We start from the raw sequence: 21,803 nt of genomic DNA, 5'->3' as shown, positions 1-21,803 counted from the left end.
AATCAAAGCCTCAGGACTTCCAAGCTATCGAATAGCGAAAAAAACCGGCCCCAATAAGATTATTTGTCACTAGAATATGGAATAGATTGCAATTGTGTCAACTGGATTTCAAAATTCAATGATGTGAACAGCCACTTTTCGATCCCACTTGAGGCCTTGCAAGGTGATTTCCTTTTTGTCCAAAATTTCTCGCATTTATTGGGTAAGTTGGATTTTTCTGGCGGTGATTTTCGCCGGCCTTGATCTTTACTTTTCTAAAAGCCTCTTTCCAGTGACGATCGAGCGAATACAACTGGAAAACTCCGATCGCTCAACCGTATCAGTTTTTCGGCACGAAAACAGAGAAATTCCGAATACAGTGGCAATTCTCCTTCATGGTAAGCGATGTAGCGCGCAATTGATGGCGCCTCTTGCCCGAGTTTTGGCCATCAATGGAATCAAAACTTACAGCTTTGATTTTCCTGGACATGGAAAGTCCCCCGTTCCAATGACTTTCCGATGCAATATTCCCGGATTAGGATTGCCCATTTGTCACAAGAACAGGAGCGATATTGATATCGGAATTTCCGTTGTCCAGTCCCTCATCGATCAAGAGAATCTTTCCAATAAGAAAATTATATTCATTGGCCACTCCTTTGGTGGCGGAAGGATAGGCCACTCTCTCATGAATTCTCCACAGCTTTCCAATTTAGATAAAGGTTTGATTAATTTAGACGGAAATGTAGCTGGGACCATTTATAGGGGACCAAGACTATTGACATTGCACGCCAGGACGAAGCAGCCATCCTCCAACTTTGGAGAGCAGATTCAATTAGACATTTCGCATTTCGAAATGATCATCAACTCGAAAGTAGTTGAACTTATATTAAACTGGATCAACGAAAATTGGAGAGGAACACTTGAGAATTCAGAAAAATCGACCGCATTCCACCTGTCAGTTCCAGTAACCGCAGTGTTCATTCTTTTGACAATGATATTTATGACCTATAGCTTAATTTCTGAGTTAGGATCAACCCAACCATTTGCCAGTCGAGTTAGAATATCAGATTTTATCATTCTCATCTTTTCCTCTGTGGCTTCTGCCCTAGCTATTCGATTGGGAGTTGAATCAATTACGTTCTTAAAATTACATAATACGAGCGAGAGCTTATACTTGATCTACTTTATATTACTGGGCCTATCTTCTACTACCGTCATTTTAATTGTCTCAAAAGAAAAATTCAGAATGCAAAGATTCAATTACTTTTTAAAGGCAGTCTCAATTGGAGTTTTGGCATTTTTACCACTCGCTTTGTTTGCGGCTCCTTACGTTGATCACCATTTATTTCACTCCTCTCTTTCAGAAACTAGGTTCCTGCGTTGGGGGGCATTTAGTCTTTTCTTCTACCCCCTGTGCTTCGTCACACGACGACTCAGCATCAGTAAAACAATTTTTCAATCGTACCTACTTCGTATGGGTATTTGGATTTTTCTGCTGACAGTTTGGTTCCTGTTTCAACCTCCACGCGACATCAACAGACCTCCTATTGGAGATCTTCTGCAATTCTCCGCATGCCTTGTCATCATTGAAATTTTTGCGGCGAGACTGGAGAGAAAATCAAACTCAATTACCAGCTCTGCAGTCTTTGCCTCTCTCGCACTTGCTTGGATTGCTGCGATCTTTTATCCATTTTACGCGACGTAATATAGCATCGAGAAGTTTAGATAAAATCACAAATTATGAGCTCCAGAACAGACTCTGTCAAAATCCGGACTGTAGCGCAAGGCAAAGCCTCCTGTTTGACTGGCTTCATTCGGAGGTAGAAATCGTTGAACTTCCTTTAACAAGGCCATGTAGTTAAGACAGTCCACCTCGTTTGGCTGAATACCGAATCGCTCCTTGTATCGATTAAAAAAATGGCAGCTATTCTTTCTGATCTCATTCTCCGATATCCCGTAAGACAAAGTCTCACCAGACGTATAATATCTACGCACAGGTATTCTTGAATTTTCCTCACCGGGCTGCTCGATGGAGTAAAGAGGCTGAAGTTCATCGAGGGACAGGTTGGCAAATAAGTCCAGATCCGGAGTCCATTTCTTTATACGAGGTAAATAGAATATCCCATTCTCTGAACTGAGCATGATTGAAAAAAGCTGACGCAAAGAGAAATAATCATTTCCTGAACTAAGGTACACAGGAAGAAATCCCTTAATTTGAGTTATCTCAAAAAAAAGTTCCGTGGAATTTCTCAGCCTTGTGCCCAAGGCATCGCTATCATTTGGAAATGGAATGGAAAAAATGATCGGGTGACCAATACCTTTCATGGCCAAGCTCAATCTAGTACTCTGCCTAAGCTTTGAAACAAATGTCCAGTTCACATTTATTTGTGGATTACAGTTTCGGTCGACCGAAAATCCAAATTTTTCAAGGCTTGGCTTAATTTGAGAATTGGCCAGTCTAAGTGGGGTAACATCTTTGCATTCATTTTCATTTTCGAAGTTTGCTATAATACCACCCTCAATGTCTGTGTCCTCAGAATCTTGAGTATTAACTTGGAAAGAAAATGGCCAACACGTAGATATTGGATATTGAATTGTATGCGAAAATCCAAATCTTAAATTACAATCAAATGTCTTATTTCCCAATGAATCTGTGACATATCTGCCACCGGGGCGAAGAGCCTTTGCGACCAATTCACTCATCTGTCTCGTAAAGATTTTTCCGCTCGTTCCAAAACTAGGCCATGTCAAATTCCAAATAACAACATCATAGCTGCCCGGCTTAACCGTTGAAAGATAGTTAAGTGCATCCGTATTAATTGCATTAAATTGACTATTGGGCCAAGAAAAACCACCCTCTTTTCCAACAGTATTAAGAAAATTCATATCTTCGAACAAAGAAAAACTATCGACAACATCGACCATTATATCAGGTCTTGATGTTCGCTTAAATAAATTGTCTAAACGGGTCAAAGTTAAGTGATTCCCAATTCCAAGAACTAAGATTCTTTTTGTACTGAGCCCAACCATTTCCTCAGCTACAAGAGAACGTATGATGTCATGAAATTTGAATAGTGAAATATTATATCCACCGAGTCCGAGCCTCATCCTTGTTGACTTGAAATAACTAGCGATGTATCCAACCTCGTGATCCTTTCGAGAGAACATCCTAAAATTTAACAATTGGTGCCCTTTGAACTTATCGAAATTAAAGACTCCGTCTGATCTGAGTGCTGATTTTTTTTGAGATTCTGATTCCTCGAGATCGATATCAAAAAATCGAAGCCCCTGGCTTACCACTCTGTGGTCGAGCCACCCCAGGAATGGTTGAAATGATATCATTAAGCATAGAACTAAGGCGGCACTGCGCACACAGATATTTTTTTCAAAGCAGCATATCACGAAAATGAAAATGGACGCTAAAGCTAACTTGCTTTGAATCGGTTGGTTACCTAAAAACACAAGAAAGAGCATGAATCCAAGAGTATTTCCAAGAGTGCAGAAGAAAAGATTATTACGTCCGCCTCCTTTTCTCTCCTGGATTGGAATGATCGCTGCAAAAATGATGTAGGGTAACATCAACAGTACCACGCTAATCGAAATCAATAACTGATAGTTATGAAATGCTAATGGCAACTCTCTGGAAAAGGCCAATGGGTCGAAGAAAAACCGATTTCCGATACCTCCAAATAGAAATACAAGAACCATCATGAACAAAAATTCGGCGACGAGAGCAGCTGAGGCAACGGATCTAATTTTTAATTTTTCAAGAATGCTCCGAGTTTCGATTGAAAGTCCCAAAAATAGAAAGGCGCAGAAAAGATAGATGGCAAACTTGATTTTCAATGGATACATAAAGATGTGAAGAATGTCGAAAAAAATGGAAACATATAAACCTGAGGCAATCCCTCCAGCCAGAGATTCAATGTTTTGAAATACCAAAAAATCTCTTATTGAAACTTTCCTTCCTCCATCATCGACATGTCTTTTAAGAGCGAATTTCCTTGCCAACACCAGAAGTGTGATGAGAATAGAAAGTAAAATGAGCGAATAGTCGTAACCAAGCACAGGAAAAAGGCTAATCCAAGCGACCAATATAAAAAGATTAGCTATATTTACGTAACGATACTGATTTTCAAAATGCCCTACGCCGTAAGTCGCCCTTTGTAAGAGGGTACCAGACCAGAATAAAGCCATCACAAAAAATGCGAGTAGCCCCAAACTCAAAATTGAATTTTTAAGAGCCAATTCCAGGATGGCGTCCAAATTCCAACCAAGAATGCCAAATCCGACCGCAAAAAATGAGAACACATAGGCCTGAAGCTTGGTTGATTTGTTCGGAATTAGGCCAACTGTCATACCGAGATAAAGAATAAAAAGAATATAGCTTTCCCGATTGTCAATATCACCAAAGACAATGCTAAGAATGGGAAGCGAAGCCAATTGCAAGCCAACGATGAACACAGCAGCTAAAAGCGTAATTATAAGCCGGCCGAGGCTAAAAGACATCTTTTCCTACGCTATCGTTTTGATAGAGTTCCATTCTTCTCGACTTCCTCAAGAAGATTCATGTGTTTTCGAAATCCATGTTCCACCCCTTGAAATCGGATGAACGGAGCCCCTCCAAGAGTTTCGCAACCACTTACCAACTAAACGCAAAAACAGACGAGGCACCTCCCAAAGCAACATATGCGCCCCCCGGATTCGAAATTCATTGTACTTATCCCGTTTGATGGATTTTGTAATATTAACCAAAAGAAATGGGTTTAAGAAGCTCGGAAAAAATCGTATGAGATCATATCGGCGAAAGAAACCAATTAGCCAGTCTGGCATGAGAGGCATAAGAACGATGAATGCATGATAACTTCTTGAAAGTCTGCTCTTCTCAAGCTCCGTACCACCAGAAATATGACCCCGCGAAGATTGATTCGTTTCTATAAATTCGATTTGCTCGGGCGACAAAAGTTTCCGCTTTTTTGCCAAGTCAAGAATCTCAGTTGAAGGATAGTAACGAAGCCAAAAAACATAGACGTGCCAGGGACGAGCCTTCCGCACCAAATCCACTGTACAATCCAGATCACTCTTCGTTTCAGAGGGGAGTCCAATGATAATATCAACGGTGACACGAATTTGAGCATTCTGTAAGGCTTCCATTGCCTTCAATATCTGAGCATCGCTCGTCTTACGATGCATTATATCGACACGAAGATGCTCTGAACCCGACTGAATTCCCATTTCAACGGAATCACAGCCACTTTCAGCCAAAATCTGAGCAATTTCCGTATCGATAGTATTTGGGTAAACCCAGGCAAAATAGGGAATGCCCACTCTTTCTTTATATAACGCACAAAACTGCCGAATCCATTCCTTGTTATAACTAAAATCCTCGTCGTTAAATCGGACGTGCTTAATATCATAACGTTTTTTAGCCCAAAGAATTTCATCAACAACTCGTTCAGGACTGTGGCGACGCGTCCATTTTTGCTTTATTCCATTTTTCCGATACATCAAAATGGAGGAGTTATTGTCACAGAAAGTACATCTATAAGGACAACCCCTACCTGTCATTGTCGTATAGCCATGGTTTAAATACGGCATCTTATGATAATACAAATCCTTGTCGGGATAGGGAAGTGTGTCCAAATCTTCAATGAGGGGACGCATGGGATTCACTTTGCTGATTCCATTGTCTCTATATCCGAGACCTAAGATCGTGCCAAAATCAATTTTGCCTGACTCAAGCGCTTTGACCAATTCCAACAGGGTCAGCTCACCCTCTCCACGGATGATAAAGTCAACTGAAGCGTTCTCTAATACTTTTTCCGGAAAGAAAGTTGGATGGCAGTTGCCAAAGACGATGGGAATATCGAACACAGATTTTATATGTTTCGACCAATTTAGAGCCCATTCATAATCATCGGAGACAGCAGAGAAAGCAATCAGATCAGGCTTTTTCCTTTCAATTTCTAGAAGGCCCTCACTGACACTGAATCTTTCAAAGAGCCGACTGAATCTCTTGAATTGTATCCACGGATTATCAAATAATCTAGGATCATTAAATAGCTGCGTTACGTGCCCATGCTTTCTTAGGAAAGCTGAAAGGCATTGAATGCCGCCCATTTCTTGCTGTGGATTAAAAAATAAAACAGTCACAAGGTGTCAGGATATTGCGAGGAACTTGCAAAGGCAATACCCGTCAGCTAAGCTTTTTATGTTTTCGACGATCGTTTTTTGTTGCAACTCTGACTACACGGAGCTGGTATGTCACATTCGGATCTCTCGTTCCTGCAGAAAATGAACTTCTCAGGCATGCTTATCGGACAACAACTGGCAGCGGGCTCCGAATCATTTTTGTCATGGCGGCGAGCTTTTTACGAAGATTTGCATTCAAAACTCAAGGATGCTCCGGACGGAAAGGTTTTGCCCATCGCGCGCATCGAAAATCTGGGTAAAAGAGAGTTTTTGACGCGATATTACGACAAATCTCAGCCTGTTGTGTTTAAGGAAGCCGCGAAAAACTGGCCTTGTTGCAAAAAATGGAGTTTAGATTTCTTTGAAAAGGAATATTCCAATACCGATGCCCTTATGGTGGAAGTAGAAGGCCTCACAGGACGCGGGGTCGACAAAAAATTTGAAATAATGACCATTGGCGATCTGATTAAGGACATTCGAAACGACGGAGATAAATATCTGAGATTTAGTCCAATCGTGAATAACTACCCGGCTCTAAAAAGCGATGTTGATTTCTCCTGGCTCGAGAGCTTTGTAACACCTCCAGCATTTGGAAAGGCTCACTATTTATTTATCGGTGGAAAAAATTCTGTCACTCATCTCCATTCCGACCAACCATGCAACCTCTACGTTCAGATTTCGGGGCGCAAAAAGTGGACTCTCATGTCCATGGAAGACTCCGCTCTCGTATACCCACAAGTAACCAAGACAGCTTATTTCAAGACTGAGGTGGATTTTAGGTCCCCAGATTTTGATCGATATCCATTGTTAAAAAAGGTCAATCGCTATGAAGTTGTGTTGAATCCAGGCGACGTCCTCTATGTCCCTCCTCACTTTTGGCATTACATTGAAAATCTTGATGATACAATTAGTCTTGCGTTTCGATGGTCCTCTTTATCTGCGGCACTCAAATCCTCTCGGCTTTTTACCACCCTCCGAATCCTCGCACAGAGCCCTTCCGTATGGAAGGTATCCAAATATGGGAAGATAGACACGAACCTCATATGGGCAGAGGCAAATGGCACTCTCAAGGCAGTTATGGACAAACTACAAAATCGAGAGAAGGCACGAAGCGAGCTTGATAGTCACTAAAAGAAAATCGATCGAATTTCTCTGTCTGGCTCTCATTTTAAGCCTGGTATTTTATTTTATTGAAAAGCGTTTTTCTCTTTTGAGCTCAGATGAGACCAAACAGCAGATCCTTTCTCAATTGGAAACCCTCACACAGCTAACCGGATCAAATCCGGCCTACACAGTCGCATTCCTTATGGCTGCACACCTCATTTGTTCCTATTTCGGCCTTCCCTTTTGCACTCCAATCAACATCGCCAGCGGTTATCTATTGGGATTCTGGCCTGCTGTCCTATCAATATCTGCGATAACGCTTTTCAGCGCCGCTCTTGGATACACAACGGGACGCTATGCTTTCAACTTTATGTCTCGAGCATTTCCCAGAATTGGTCGTCAATCAAAATTAATTGGCTTTAAACCGGAACTAGGCGCACGCAAGTTTCTCTATTTGGTTCTTTTAAGACTCAGTCCCTTTATTCCGTTTGGAGTGCTCAACATCACTTTTGGCTATACTCGCCTTCCAATTCTGCATTTCTTTGCCTCGACATCCCTTGGGGTTTTCTTCGATATAGTTCTACTCATCCAAATCGGAGTATCGCTTAAGAGAGTTCAAGGTTTTGGTCTTCATGAGTTTGGCAATATCCTCGGATTTTTTTTTCTATTTCTAATTCTTTTTCTCGCGATGGGTTTTAAAAAATGGAAAATCCCCTTAGTTCCTGAAAAAGGAAAAATTAAGTGAGATCGTAAGGAAAGACTTACTTTGTATCAGCGGCACTTCGTCAGGCTATCGTTTGCTATTTATTTTTTAACTTACTTTTCTGACCGCAAGGCTCCTGAGAAAGAACAATCGGATTTTGTTGTTGAGAATCGCCCTGTACAAAGCCCTGAAGATAGGCAATTGGATTTCGACTGCTCCTAACTGGCCGGGGAAAATAGACCTTGGCCCCCACGTGAGCGCCCTCTCTGTCCAAAACATCTTTCATTTCTCCACCCAATAGAACCACTTCAAAGGCCGAGGGCGATTTTTCTCGCATGACCAATACGTGTAGGCCATTCTCACTTGTTCTCAAGTTCCCATTTAACAAATAAATACCGCAATCAAAAGAAGGACTGGGAGACCAAGGCATCACTGTCCCACGGTTGTGGTGAGACTTCCAACTGCACCCAAGGAAAAATAAGCAACATACATGCATCAGGCTAATTGAGTACAGAATTTTCACAATCAAGCAACCTCTCAAAACGTTCCTTTATAAAACGAAATTCTGGATATGGAAATAAAAGGCCAAGGTTTTCAACTCTCTCTCGATAAATACGCCTCTCAATATCCTTTCGATTGATCTGCTTTGAACGCATGGCCCCCTTGCATTTGACATAACTTCATCAATAACACGACGCGAATGATCGACTTTCAGAAAATCAGTGGAAATGAACGAACCATACTTGACTCGATTTGCTGCGAAATAATCAATTGCCTTTTTGTTAAGAACCAGATCAAACTCCTTTTTGTGATCCAGAGACAATAATAGGTGTTGGTAAGGGAACTGATATCGATTTTGGATATCACGAATTTTCTGCCGATCTTCCTCGTTCATCACTTCTAGATCATTTCCATCATTAGCGTATTTGGCGATAATCTCTGTAAGCTGTCGATTGCCCTCAATCATCTGATTGTAAATACTTGCATATTTCTCTTTGATAATCTCCCGTCTCCATTGATTATCTAAGACCATTAAATCCTGATAGATAAGACCAAAAATTTTTTCATACTCGACCAGTATCTGACTTCTTTCGACTTCCAACTTACTTTGACAAAGTCCCTCGCGAGCTGCATTTCGAATCTCTGGATCCAATTTATGAAATGTAAGAAAACGAAGCTGCCTCTTTCCTTTATCTGGCCAGATTCCCGAATCAGCGCCATAGTCACGAGACAACTTCGAAAACAGCTCGGCCTCTTGGCAAAACGTTTGAACAACGTCATATACTAAATAATCACTAGATAAAACTGGCGTTGAATGAACTCGACCTTCTGTCAAAATAAATTCCTTGAGTGTTCTCAAGGTTAACTGATTCTTCAGTTTAAAAAGTTTGCTCCAACTACTTACATCCCACTTCGATCCTTCTGAGTAATACGCGCCCAACTCATCGTGGTGACTATTTGCGTAAGCGCAGCGATTCTCGGGATAATGGTAATCTAAAAATTTAAGTAGACCCGTGATAAATGGCGGTGGCTTTCTTTCCCTCGAAACAATCAAGGCCCCGGCATAACACTGAAGAAATATCGTTCTGATCAAAGTCTGATCAGAAAAATCCCGGTAGATTTTTTGGAGCGCGGGAGCCGTCAAATAATCCCCGTTCCACAAAGAAAGAGACTGAGGACCACCATGATCACCAAAAACGGCCGTCAATGATATGGGATTGGATCGATTAATATCATCTAAGCTGTTCTTGAGATTTTCTGTTGTGGCCGCTAGAAACGGCTTTTCTAATTCCAAGCCTGGACTAAACTTAATGAGACCAGTTTCATCTCTCACCTGCTGGCCATTATTGATCGCAACAACTGTTCCCCCCGGACCACCGGCATTTAAGATAGTAGATTTCCCATAAAATAGATTGTAATGAAATGATTTAAGATCCTCTTCATTGGTCGAATTATTCGCCAACTCAGTGTAACCACCATTTACGTACAAAAACTTCTTTCGATCCCGCAAATCCGGAAGGCTCTCAAGATAAATTGGCCCCTTTACCTCCCGAATTAGTTTGCCTGAAATGTTCCTATAGAAGGAATCCAAGGATGAGCTAAACAAATATTCAAGGTGCGGACCAATTATTTCATATTCTAAACGAAGACCCACTACAAAATTGACAAAAAAATCCTCGTCCGCCGGATTCCATTTTCTCCCGAAACGAGAAGACATAAGCTGGTTAAATAGAATTTTAAAGCGTTTAACAGATGTGTCGCCCTCTCGCCCCCAGATGCGATTAAAGTCTAGGTCGTCTCCCATAATTCTCAAACAAAACAATTTGGAAGCTGAGTTAACTAGCTCCTCCTTGTCACTCCGTAAAGTTAGGTACCAGATGTATCCAGACAAAACCTCCTCCCTCGAGAGGGTCCATCTTTCCATTTTCCCCAGCACAAGTTTCTGGACAGGTTCAGCAAATATCTCAGCTTCAATACTTTGAAACTGCTCTTGCAAATTTTCAAACTGATTTGGGTTGCCATTTGAATCCGATCGTTCCTGAAAGAGATTTTCAATGAGGCCAATATTGCCAACAATTTCCTGATACCAATTCATCCTCCGGATATCCTCTTCGCTCTGAGTCTTGTTTGAAAAGTGGGATTTGTACTCCTCCTCGCTCATCAAATATTTTAAAAGCCTGCGTGAGAAATCTATTTTCATCATTTGGCCCGGATTGTTTGACTGTTGGTTTGTCCTCTTCACCAATTCATCCTGAACTTCTTTACTCTTCATGACTGAAAGTTGAGCCAAAAGATGCGCGATGCTATCTACTTCTTTAACATTCTCAGCATTCTCAGCATTTTCGATAAGGCCATAGTCATAATTAAGAAATCCCTCCATCTCCTCGGTTAGTCGAGAGGCCTTGTCTTTCGGTAGAGTTTCAGAACCACCCCATTGACCCCCCTCCGTCTCAACAAATTCACTTTCAATTTCTCTAAGAAGCAATCCATTCAATTCAGAATCCTGAGATCCTGCGATCATTAACGTGTACCATTTCCAAAATTGCCGAAACATTTCTTTCGTTCGTAAGGCTTCCCATTTATTCTTGAATTCATTCTGAATCTCAGAGTCTTTGAAATGTAAATAAATGTTATAGAAATAAGCTTGGATTGGTTGGAATTTTTCATACATATGCATGGCGTCCACTTGGATTCCACCCAGAAATTCCTTGGCCTTATCTCTTCTGTGACTGTCTATTTGTACGACACGATCCTCCAAAAACTTCTCTTTTTTAAAGTAACGGAGCAAAGGCCCAGCGAAGCCTTGAAATCGACCCTTTGGATTAAGGAGAGAAAACTCGACAAAGATCTCTACATCCTCAAAAGAAACACCCAGAACCTCAGCTAGAGCAGGTAGACGATTCGACTCTAAATTTGCTCCAAAATGAAATCTCAAGAAAATATTGACCATCTGATCTACGTAGGCATTCTTCCTACCCGCTGGAGATGTCAAATCCGTACTACGATCCTGCAGTCTTTTATGAAAATCATTGATCGGATACCGGTACCGGTGAACCATTCCCATGCCATGGTCATCAAACATATCACGCATCCACCCACTGCGACCATAATGGAGTCTTCCGCTATCGCCTATCTCCTGTATCTTCTTTTCATATGCCGAATCGATACCTGCTATACGATCGGAAATTAGCTTTTTTGTACTCAGTAGAATACTCTGATCTTTTGTTGCTGACAAAAAGTAGAGAATATCAGCAGAAATTTCTTCGTGTAACTCACGAGTCAGAGACATTTTTATATACCCAGAATAGAGAAGGTCCGCAGGTAATTCGTCAATCATCTGAAACATTAGAAAGCGCGTTTGATACCACTTATTTCGCAGATTGTTCATTTTTGTATCTGCCTCTTCCTGGCTATTTGCAAAAGCTGAATCCCCCACAAAACAATCTAATGCGCTTAAGGTTTCAGCTACTCTTCGACGTCGCTCGGCTTCCCGCCATTGCTTGTATGCATCCTTGCCACCTAGCAAGGATGAAAAAATTCCATCTACGGCCAATTCAATTTGTTTTGATGTTTGATAGGAATTAAGGTTGGCCTCAAATGATTCGATATACCACTCAAATGGAAAATGCAAATCGCGCCAATAGTCCCCGATCAGGTCGTAGGGAAGCATCGAATTTTGTTGCTGCTGAACCAATTGGTAAAGATAGTTTTGAATCTTATCACGAAAAACATTCCTTTTTTCATCTTCGTTTTCTTTAATACTTTCGTGCAATTTTCTTCCGAGGAAAATTGCCCTTTCACGAATTTTTGGATCTCCTCCGAGATAGGCTGCCAGGGTTAGGTCACAGTATCCACATTCATTTATGCTAGTTAGAACTTCAAGATTGCTCTCTAAAAACTGTCGGACGAGTGGATTCTCCCAGTTGTAGGTGAGTGATGACCAATATCTCAACGCTCTGTAGTTGCTTTTATTAGAATAGGGGGCCCTGCCCTTCTGGGCAATTCTTCGGTAGAACTGAATCGCGTCTTCAGCTGTTGGCCCCCAATCAGCATGGGAAAATCCAATAAAACCAAATACCGTTAATAAGGCGAGAAGACTTAAGGCAGGACTATAACGTGATTTCAAATAATTTCTCTATTTTTTCTAAACTGACTCTGGCAAATCTCAAATTTAATTTTGTAGCTTTTCTTTATCTTGCTGTTCTATCAAGGCTTTGGCTTCAGCAATAAATTGACGGACCAGCGCTGCAAATGGATCTTTGCTTTGAACATCTCCGGGTATTCCGTCAACTAAAAAGGCCACCTTGGCCTCATCAAAATAAATTACATGATCACCTGAATACTTGTCTAAATCCTGAGCATCCTCTCCACCTGATTCTCTCTCATTGATTCTAAGCCCTTTATCAGTTTTTCGATCGACTCCTTCCCTACTGCCAAAGATTTATCTGATTCCATTCTCTGCAAACCTCCAACAAAATGGACGAGCAGAGCGGCTTGAAAGGAAATCTGATGAATCTTGGCTAAATCATGAGCTGACTCTAATGTTTGACTGACAACTAGCTCTGAGCCAGGAACGATCCTGAGATTTTGTGGAATTCGAGCTTCGGCCGAATATAGTGCAAGAAATAAAAAAAGAAATGCAGGAACACGAATGTTCATATGATACTCCTCTTAAAGGCCTCGGCCATTGGTTTTTCAACAATGAGGAGCCATATAGCACGACACTGGAAATTCCCTTAGGAAAGGACTAGATTGAATTTACAACATGTTTTGAGAAAATATAATAATTGCAAATCCGTGTAAGAAACACATTTTTTGGGGCTGTTAGGAGGTAACGACAAGTGTCGATTGGATTTTCCCATCAATTTCCGTCACGCGCCCAACGTATTGAGATAGGGAGAACTCGCCCCCAACTCTATCAAGGACGACACCTAAATCATTTTCTGATATCGCGAGCAACAATCCCCCAGAAGTTTGGGCATCAAGCCCGAGCAGAAGAAGCTCTTCCAGCAACCCTTCATCAGCCTGAAGAAAACGATCTACGTATTCCCTATTCGTCCGATGGGCTCGATTTCGAACACCGGCACGCAGGCATTCTAAAGCCCCAGGCAAAACAGGAAACTGGGAACTTTGCAGTTCAATCCGAACTTGACTTCCTAGTGCCATTTCCAGAGCGTGACCAAAAAGACCGAATCCAGTTACGTCAGTGGCCGCATGAATATCAATGTCTGAAAGCATTAGCGGTAGCGAATTAAGTCTTGTCATAGACTCGATCGCTGAATTAACCCAAGAAGAATCGGCCTTGTCATCTTTATGGGCAGAAATGATGGCCCCTGTACCCAGTCCCTTTGTCAGAATCAGAACATCACCAGGCTTCGCTCCAGAGTTCGTCCACGCTCTTGATTTATCGACAAATCCAGTCACTGAAAAGCCCAGCTTGAGGGTTTCATCATCAATGCTGTGCCCACCGCCCAGGCCCGCTCCTGCCTCTTCGATCTTCTCTAACGCACCATTCATCATAGGCTCCAAAAGTTCAATCGGGAGCTGAGACATAGGAAAGGCAAGTATTGTTAAGGCCAGGGCCGGAGCTCCTCCCATCGCATAAACGTCACTTAGAGCATTGGCAGCAGCGATTCGACCAAAATCCGCCGGATCGTCCACAATTGGCGTGAAGAAATCCAAAGTATTAATCATCAACCGCCCATCTCCAAGATCCCAAAGAGAGGCATCATCCATGTGTTCCATTCCAAGGATCAACTCGCTCGGCCTGCGAATTTTCAGATGGGACAGAATGCGCTTCAATTCCCCAGCAGGCAACTTAGCGGCACAACCACCTTTTTTAACAGACTGGGTAAGACGAATTTTAGTCTTTGATGATTCCATATAGTCAATACCTCAATAAGAATAAGACCAGCAATCGGCAGATTGTGTTGCACACAAAAGCTCCTGGCGGCCAAGACGACATAGGCTACAACGGTTGGATTCGAGGTTCCAGGGAGATTCCCTTCTGTGAATATTTTATTATAGACGATAGATCAATACTCAATGCTATAGATGCTCATGCTTTCAACTCTCATTCAATCGAAATGGGCTCAACTCCTACTTGGTTTAGGCTTTGTTTGTCTAGCCTCTTTCCCATTCTTTCCCAGGAAAATTGAGCCAAAGAGGTCGGCTATTTTTCGTTTTCATTTATTGGGCGAACCCACTAGCTTAGATCCAGCACAAATCTCTGGCGGATCGGGAAACTATCTCTTCCACAACCTCTATCGATCCCTATTTCGGTACCAAAAGAATGGGGGTTTGACTCCTGAGGGAGTCACTCATTGCGAACGACAGGGATATGTTCGCCTCACTTGCTTTCTTCGACCGAATATGAAATGGAGCGATGGAAGCTCCGTCACTGCCCATCAATATTTACATGCCTTTCGCCATTTGATGAATCCTGAATTGAAAACAACCCAAATGGAATTGCTGATGAGCCTTCGAAACGCGCGAAGTATACTGTCAGGCCAGCTGAAACCTCACGATTTGGGAGTTAGGGCTCTAGACGATCTGACATTGCAGTTTGAGTTTTCAGAGCCCGATTTTGAATTTGAATATCGCCTTGCCTCCCCCGCGACGGCGCCCCTTTTTTCGGAGCAATTCCCACCTCGTCAAGAAGCCGATCGGTTGATCGTCAACGGCCCCTACCAAATTACCAGCTGGAAGTCGTCGGGCTCAATTCGCTTGAGTCCCAATCCGTACTATCCAAATCCCGAAGGCCGTCCAGAAGTAGAAATTCTCTTCGTCGATGACGACACAACCGCTCTGCGACTCTACGAGACCGGATTTTTAAATCTTCTTCGTCGTGTACCAACCACTTTGCTGTCGAAATATCGCCAACGATCTGATTTTTTTCAGCTACCGCTTTCAAGATTTGATTATTTGGGCTTTGGCCCGGAACTGAAGGATCAGCCAAACCTTCGACGTGCCCTGACTTTGTCTCTTGATTATGACGGACTAAAGCGGCTGTTTTCTGCACTCGGCCGGCCAGGTTGCCCGAGTTTTCCCGAAAACTACAGGGAAACATCCTCTTGCTATCCATTTGATCCAAATAGAGCCAAGAAAATACTCCAGTCCACCCGAATCCCGTCTGAAATTGTATCAAATGCTCGAATTTCATTTAGCACGATGGGCGGAGATGACATGCGAAAAGGGATGGAGTGGGTTCAAGCCCAGTGGAGCGACAATCTTAATCTCCATTTTTCCATCGAGGGCAAGGAACAGGGAGTGTATATGAACGAGCTGCGAGTGCGTCCCTCCACTGTATTTCGCAAAGGGGTCAGTCTGGATAGACCAACTTGTTTGGCTGCCTTAGAAGTTTTCGGGAGCGACAACCCTGAAAACTATCTCAAGTACTCTAATATTAAGTTTGATAATATCCTGGGGACAATGCGAAAAACTAAGCCCTCCCCAAAAATGCGCCAACTCTGTCAAAAAGGCCTGGATCTTCTTTTATCTGAAAATATCATGATACCCTTGGGTGAGATTCATTTTTCCATGCTTCAGGATGGGCAATTTATCGGATGGGAACTCAATGAACTTAATCAATTGGATCTCACAAATCTGAAAGTGGCAAAAACTCAGAATGGCCCCAAATAGAATTTTTTGGTCTTGGTTTCTTTTTAAAATAAGTCTGATCAAAATGAAGAGGACGAAGAAGAAACGGACTTTGATAAAATGCTGATAACCCGATCGAATTCAATCTGTTTTTCAACTGATAGCTCCCTGGGACCTTTGCGTCGAATTCCGATAGCCAAATCTACGGCTGTTATACCCAAATGAGGAGATCTATATCCTGGATCTGCTCCATAAGTCATCAAGAGCTCTACCATCGGCAAAAAGCCCTCTTTCGCTGCATACATTAAGGGGCTCCATCCCCTTTTATCTGGATGGCTCACGTCGTAACCGCCCATCTCCCAAATGAACTGGGCCATTTGCGCCTTTCCACTTTGAACTAAAGCATGAAACAAAGAAAGCCCCTCGCGCGAAACTACCTTTGTATTAGCGCCCCTCTTTATCATGGACCTCACGGCCGAAAAATTAAAAGTCCTCACAGCTTTAAAAATAGCTGTCTCCCCGTGGGGGTCGCAAACCTCCAGGTCCGTTCGCTCTGCTTCCAGTATTTCCAGTACGATATCCTCAGCGCCCGCAGTCTCGATCGCAACCATGAGTGGGGTTTTTCCATGTGTAGAAACCAAGTCGCCTCCACCACCGATTAAATTTGGATTAGCCCCATTCCGCAAATAATAAATAACATCAACCTGGTTTTTCTCCAGAATAGCGCGCATCAGGGGAGTGAATCCATTGGACATAACTGTGTTCACAGAACATCCTCGCTTGAGGAACCAGGATATTTGCTCAATGTGTTTTTCTTCAAGAGCCCAGATAAATGCTTGTTGAAGGCTTACTCCCTTTTCGGCAAAAAAAACGGCGACAAGATCCTTTTCGCTGTCCAGTGCGATGTTGATGAGATTACGACCAAGATGATCCAACTTATCCAATCCTCTCACCTCTGTTGACATCATTGCAAGAATGGCCCTCTGCAAGTTGAGTTCGGTCGCCGCCAACATCAAAGGAGTGTAATTTTTAGAATTGTCTTGAATGTCACTCCGGGCCTTGTATCTGAGAAGTATTCCAACCAAAGGGAGACAGTTTTTTTCAACAGCAAAGTGAAGCGCAGTTCGTCCAGTCACTGCATCAACTGCATTTACTTTGGCTCCGGCCTTGAGGGCCGCTAATGCTCCAGAAACATCTGATTTTTTTGACAATTGTATCAAATCCTTATCGTGGCTGACATGATGACCTCTGTGGTCAGAATATTTAGTGAGAATTTTTTTGAGGTAGGCTTTAGCAGACTTTGACTTCATAAAAATCTGTTGAGACTTCCTATTTTATTTGACTTTCTTAAGAAGATATCATGTCTACCATGAGCAGTTGTGCCTTATTTAACTTTATATTTGCAATCAGGGCTAAAGTTTGCTTTTGTCAGGCTCTGCTCTTTGGTCTATTTTCAAACTAGCTCTTCAATTTTGACTTTGATCTTGATCAAATTTAAAAAGACTCATTCGCGTAAATTTTTTAGAGGCATTTTACCGTGGCCATCAGCTTGTCAAAAGAATCAATTCTCAGATTTTGTTTCACGGCCATTTTTCTTTCTGGATCATTGTGTTTCGGTAAAGAGACTTCTTGCGCAAGCTCTCTCAATGGTAGGGCGTCAAATTTTTTTGAAATTGAAATGAAAAGGCAACTAGATAAACAGCCTATTTTGAAGTCTTGGTACATTCAGTTGTTTGCACGGAATTCAATTCGTGTTCGCATTTTGAAGGAGTGTCAAGAAGGAGACGAATGCTTAGAAAGAAATCTTGCTAAGGCAATCGAAACTTCATTTGAGAAATTGAATTTTTCAGGTGGAAAACGCTATTTTTATCTGGTTTCCGGTATCGCAGGAACTTCCGCCCTAACTGCTGGAACTTTGGCACTGGTTAACGATAAGGGAATTGATTTTTTTCCAGCATTCACTGTGGCAGTTTTTGGCCAAATTTCTCTTTTGACAGCTAATTTGCTGGCACCTTTTCTTGAACCGATTTCCAGTCGGATAAGGAGGGCAACTTTTGCCTTAGCCCGAAAAAATGGGAGCATCAGCCCAGAGCACCAAAGTTTAGAGAGACAAGCCGATGTCGTTCAAGCGACCTACACGCTTCGCGAACAACACGCAACGGATCGAATCCTGTCACTGAGAGGCGCACTGCAGTTTAATCTCTTAGTCATTCGCGATTTAGTCAAATCGGGAAATAGGACAGGAATTGCCCATCTGCTGGGCGATGCCGCGATGTTGACCTATCGGCATTTTAGAGATCTTGATCCCAATGAAGTCACAATAGTCAGTGCGGTTAGAACTTCTATCCTGGCTGCAATAGATGACCCAGATAAGTTATACAATGAGACAATGGAATACATCCATCAACAAGGACCTTACGCAATGAATCCAGACCACCTAGACTCACAAAGCTCAGGCGATTCATCTGACAAAACAGAACATGAAAGCGGCTACTATCGGCGCTTGCTCCGTGCTTGGCTTGGACTTGATGTTGACCTTGTTGATGAATAAATGAAAGAAGCAAGATCAGTTACTATCAGTATCAGCGTTAACAATCTTCGAACCAACCCTATTAATCATCCACCGACGACCAAGCTCTATATAACTAAAGACGGCGGGAATTACGATCAAGGTTAAAAGAGTGGAAATAAATACCCCTCCCACAACTGCAATCCCTAAAGATCTCCTTTGGCTGGAGGCCTCATTCAAACCGATGGCAATCGGCATCATACCCATGATAAGGGCAAGAGACGTCATGACAATAGGCCTCAGCCGCGTTGTCCCCGCTTTCACGATAGCATCAGTCAAATCCAGTCCGTCTTGGAGCTTTTGGTTGATGTAATCGACCAAAATAATTGAGTTTTTCGTTGCTAAACCCATTAACATAATACACCCGATCATAGAGAACAGATCCAAGCTTGATTTCATTACAAATAGTCCAAAGAAGCCCCCAAATACGGCCAATGGAATAACCAACATGATAACAAAAGGTGTCACCACAGATTCATAAAGACTAGCTAAAACCAAATAGATAAATACCAGAGCAAAAATACCGGCTACTATAATGCTTTGACCCAATTCCTGAAAATTTTCCGCCTGTCCAACAAAGCGATAGCTAATTCCCTCAGGAAGGGCAACCTCTCCAATCTCAAACCAATTGCGAATATCAGAAATCACACCACCCATACCTGGCCCACCTGGTTTAATGTCCGCTTCTATGCTGATATATCTGGCTCGATCTTCACGACTGATGGCGGCGGCACCCGTCTCCTTCTTTGAGAAAGTAAATTCATGCAGAGGAACCAACCTCCCATTGACATTCGGTATCTCAATAAGACGAAAGGAATCCTCTAGATTTCTTTGATCGTCCTTAAGGCGAACTCTGATGTCGTACTCCAAACCAGCTTGCCTAAATTTTGCTGGCGTCAGGCCCTCAATTTGACCCCGAAGTTCTCCACCCACCAAGGCTGGCGTGACCCCATACTGAAGGGCTTTGCCCCCGTCAATTTTCATTTGAAATTCGGGAATTCCAGGCTTGTCGGTGATCTCCGGGTCAATCAGCCCAGGATGCTGTTTCAACTTCTCATAAACCCTATTGGCTACAAGTCTTACCTGATCTAAGTCATACCCTCTAATATTTAAAACAAAAGGACGCTGCCCAGCACCTACCATGTCAACATCTTTAACCTTTGGTGCTGCTTTTGAAAATTGTGCCAGAGCAATCCTCACCTGATCCTTAACCTCCGTCGTAGTCAGATGACGTTGCCCAAACTTAAGCAAACGTACAAAAACATCCGCCTTGTATGAAGTACCACTGGTATCTCCCACCGACACTATCGTCTGAACGACAGAAGGATTGCTTTTGATCAGCTTTTCAACATCAAGAGCCAGTTTCGTGGTTTCATCCAAAGAGGCTCCTGGCTTGAGCTCGAGCGAAACCAAGAATTCACCATTGTCCTGAGGAGACAGAAAAGTCTTAGGGATGAACTTGACCGAGTAACCCAAAAAAAACACCACAATGAAAGTCCCCAGCAGCGTAATCAGCTGGTGTCTCAATATCAGACGAAGTAACCGCTCGTACCTCACCGCAAGCTTCGTCTGCAATCGCTCAAAAATGATGAGTAGCGATGCCACCGGACTCAACCAAGACAATTTCTCGCTTGAATTTTTCTCGTGCATTCCGCCAAAATAGGCCGATAACATCGGAGCATTGCTCAAGGCATCAAAGAGACTGATCAACATAACAAAACAAACACCAAGACCAAAAGCCTTAAAAAATTGACCAACAACTCCTGACAGAAAGGCAATGGGGCCAAAAACAGAAACCACAGCGAGAGTCACAGCCGTCACGGCAAGTGCCACTTCAGAAGTCCCATCAAGCGCCGCTCTGAACGCCGTTTTGCCCATTTCTAAATGCCTATATATATTCTCTCTAACCACAATCGCATCATCTATCAGAAGGCCAACTGCTAAAGAAAAAGCCAAGAGGGTCATAATATTTATACTGAGACCCGCGAGCGATATAAAAATCAGCGAACCAATCAAGCTAACAGGTATAGCCAGTCCTGTGATGATTGTGCTACGAATCGAGCCAAGAAATAAAAAGACCACAATCACAGTCAAGAGAATCCCAAATCCGATTGACTCCATTACGTCCAAAATATTCGCGCGCACAAAACGAGACAAGTCACGCACAACTTCTACACTAAATACAGGATCTTTGACGCCGGCTTGGTCTGAATTCAACTTCTCAACTAATTTTAAAATAGCGTCTGACACTTTCACCGTATTCGCGCCTGACTGCTTATAAACGTAAAGAAGTGCGGCCGGTTGGCCGTCGACATAAGCCCGCATCTTTTCGTCTTCCAATGTATCAACCACCCTGCCAACATCTCGCACTCGAGTTGACACGTCATTTCCGTAAAAATTTACTAAAAATTGACTCATATCACTAAGTGAATCAAATCCACCCATTGTTCTATAGACGGTCTCGCTATCATCCTGAGTTAGTTTACCAGCGGGAATATTGTCTCCTGATCTTGTCAGGGCTCTGGCCACTTGACTCACTGAAATCTGACGAGACCGCAGTTTATCGCGATCCAATTGGATTTGAATTTCTCGTTTTCTGATTCCAAATATTTCAACCTGTCCGACTTGACTGAGCTGTTCAAATTTTGGTCGAATGATTTCGTTCGCTAAATCATAGAGCTTTCCACCTTCCAATTTTGACTTGATGGCAACCACTACAATTGGTTGCGCAGATGGATCTACCTTGCGAATAACAGGCTCTTCGATGTCGTCTGGCAGTTTTCTCTTTGCGGCAGAAACCCGATCACGGATTTGCTGCTCAGCATATTTTATATCAACATCGAGAGCAAATTCAGCAACGACAATTCCAACGCTCTCCCGACTGATAGATCGAACCACCTTTAACCCAGCTAATGTACTCAGCTCCTCTTCTAAGGGTTTCGCTACTAAAGTCTCAATCTCAGAAGGCCCTGCACCAGGATATATGGTGGTCACCGTCACGACGGGAAAAGTGACATCAGGAAAAAGTTCAAGGGGCAATTTCTTGAGACTGAAAAGCCCAACGACAATAAGCGCCACTAAAATACAAGACATGAAAATCGGCCGTCGAATGGAAAGTTCCCAAATTTTCATAAGATCTCCTGTTGAACTCGCTTT

The 21,803-nt window shown here is 42.6% G+C and carries 14 protein-coding genes; 6 read left to right on the top strand and 8 right to left on the bottom strand.

Annotation, left to right across the window (positions count from 1 at the left end):
• Positions 1-175 precede the first annotated feature (175 nt).
• Positions 176-1,684: an alpha/beta hydrolase gene (locus IPJ71_18010; protein MBK7845544.1), complete on the top strand. Its 1,509-nt coding sequence runs from the start codon at positions 176-178 to the stop codon at positions 1,682-1,684.
• Between the two features lie 26 nt (positions 1,685-1,710).
• Here IPJ71_18010 and IPJ71_18005 read toward each other — a convergent pair whose 3' ends face one another.
• Entirely contained in the window at positions 1,711-4,488 is a 2,778-nt protein-coding gene (locus IPJ71_18005; protein MBK7845543.1) for a hypothetical protein, read from the bottom strand.
• Positions 4,489-4,536: 48 nt separating this feature from the next.
• Positions 4,537-6,132, bottom strand: coding sequence for a B12-binding domain-containing radical SAM protein (locus tag IPJ71_18000; protein MBK7845542.1), 1,596 nt, complete (start codon positions 6,130-6,132; stop codon positions 4,537-4,539).
• A gap of 108 nt (positions 6,133-6,240) precedes the next feature.
• Between IPJ71_18000 and IPJ71_17995 the strand changes: the two genes are divergently transcribed.
• Entirely contained in the window at positions 6,241-7,302 is a 1,062-nt protein-coding gene (locus IPJ71_17995) for a cupin-like domain-containing protein (protein MBK7845541.1), read from the top strand.
• The gene (locus IPJ71_17990) at positions 7,289-8,020 is read left to right on the top strand and encodes a VTT domain-containing protein (protein ID MBK7845540.1); all 732 of its coding nucleotides are present in this window, start codon (positions 7,289-7,291) and stop codon (positions 8,018-8,020) included. The genes IPJ71_17995 and IPJ71_17990 overlap by 14 nt, the downstream gene beginning before the upstream one ends.
• A 55-nt stretch (positions 8,021-8,075) precedes the next feature.
• Here the strand turns inward: IPJ71_17990 and IPJ71_17985 are convergent, their stop codons facing one another.
• The 4 genes from IPJ71_17985 to selD form a co-directional block, all read right to left on the bottom strand.
• Positions 8,076-8,411 (bottom strand): hypothetical protein, encoded by a 336-nt coding sequence (locus IPJ71_17985; protein MBK7845539.1) that lies wholly within the window; start codon positions 8,409-8,411, stop codon positions 8,076-8,078.
• Between the two features lie 117 nt (positions 8,412-8,528).
• Positions 8,529-12,605, bottom strand: coding sequence for a hypothetical protein (locus IPJ71_17980; GenBank protein ID MBK7845538.1), 4,077 nt, complete (start codon positions 12,603-12,605; stop codon positions 8,529-8,531).
• A 221-nt stretch (positions 12,606-12,826) separates the two neighbouring features.
• Complete coding sequence (locus tag IPJ71_17975) at positions 12,827-13,138, bottom strand: hypothetical protein (protein MBK7845537.1); 312 nt, start codon at positions 13,136-13,138, stop codon at positions 12,827-12,829.
• 165 nt (positions 13,139-13,303) lie between these two features.
• Positions 13,304-14,362 carry a selenide, water dikinase SelD gene (gene selD, locus IPJ71_17970; protein MBK7845536.1) on the bottom strand — a complete coding sequence of 353 codons (1,059 nt, stop codon included), beginning with the start codon at positions 14,360-14,362 and terminating at the stop codon, positions 13,304-13,306.
• On the opposite strand from selD, the gene IPJ71_17965 reads away from it, so the two are divergent.
• Both IPJ71_17965 and IPJ71_17960 read left to right on the top strand, forming a co-directional pair.
• Positions 14,353-14,637 carry a hypothetical protein gene (locus tag IPJ71_17965; protein MBK7845535.1) on the top strand — a complete coding sequence of 95 codons (285 nt, stop codon included), beginning with the start codon at positions 14,353-14,355 and terminating at the stop codon, positions 14,635-14,637. The two genes, selD and IPJ71_17965, sit on opposite strands and share 10 nt — an antisense overlap.
• A gap of 34 nt (positions 14,638-14,671) precedes the next feature.
• Positions 14,672-16,120, top strand: coding sequence for a peptide ABC transporter substrate-binding protein (locus IPJ71_17960; GenBank protein ID MBK7845534.1), 1,449 nt, complete (start codon positions 14,672-14,674; stop codon positions 16,118-16,120).
• Between the two features lie 38 nt (positions 16,121-16,158).
• On the opposite strand, the gene IPJ71_17955 is transcribed toward IPJ71_17960, so the two are convergent.
• On the bottom strand, positions 16,159-17,388 hold the full coding sequence (locus tag IPJ71_17955; GenBank protein MBK7845533.1) for an ankyrin repeat domain-containing protein: 1,230 nt from the start codon (positions 17,386-17,388) through the stop codon (positions 16,159-16,161).
• Positions 17,389-17,756: 368 nt separating this feature from the next.
• Here IPJ71_17955 and IPJ71_17950 point away from each other — a divergent pair, with 368 nt between their 5' ends.
• Positions 17,757-18,629: a hypothetical protein gene (locus IPJ71_17950; GenBank protein ID MBK7845532.1), complete on the top strand. Its 873-nt coding sequence runs from the start codon at positions 17,757-17,759 to the stop codon at positions 18,627-18,629.
• Positions 18,630-18,644: 15 nt separating this feature from the next.
• Here IPJ71_17950 and IPJ71_17945 read toward each other — a convergent pair whose 3' ends face one another.
• Complete coding sequence (locus tag IPJ71_17945) at positions 18,645-21,779, bottom strand: efflux RND transporter permease subunit (protein ID MBK7845531.1); 3,135 nt, start codon at positions 21,777-21,779, stop codon at positions 18,645-18,647.
• Positions 21,780-21,803: the final 24 nt, after the last annotated feature.

The organism is Bdellovibrionales bacterium, assembly GCA_016714165.1.
Taxonomy (GTDB): Bacteria; Bdellovibrionota; Bdellovibrionia; order Bdellovibrionales; family UBA1609; genus JADJVA01.
The sequence above is the reverse complement of the archived record's forward strand: the minus strand, read 5'-3'. Positions and strand labels throughout refer to the sequence as shown.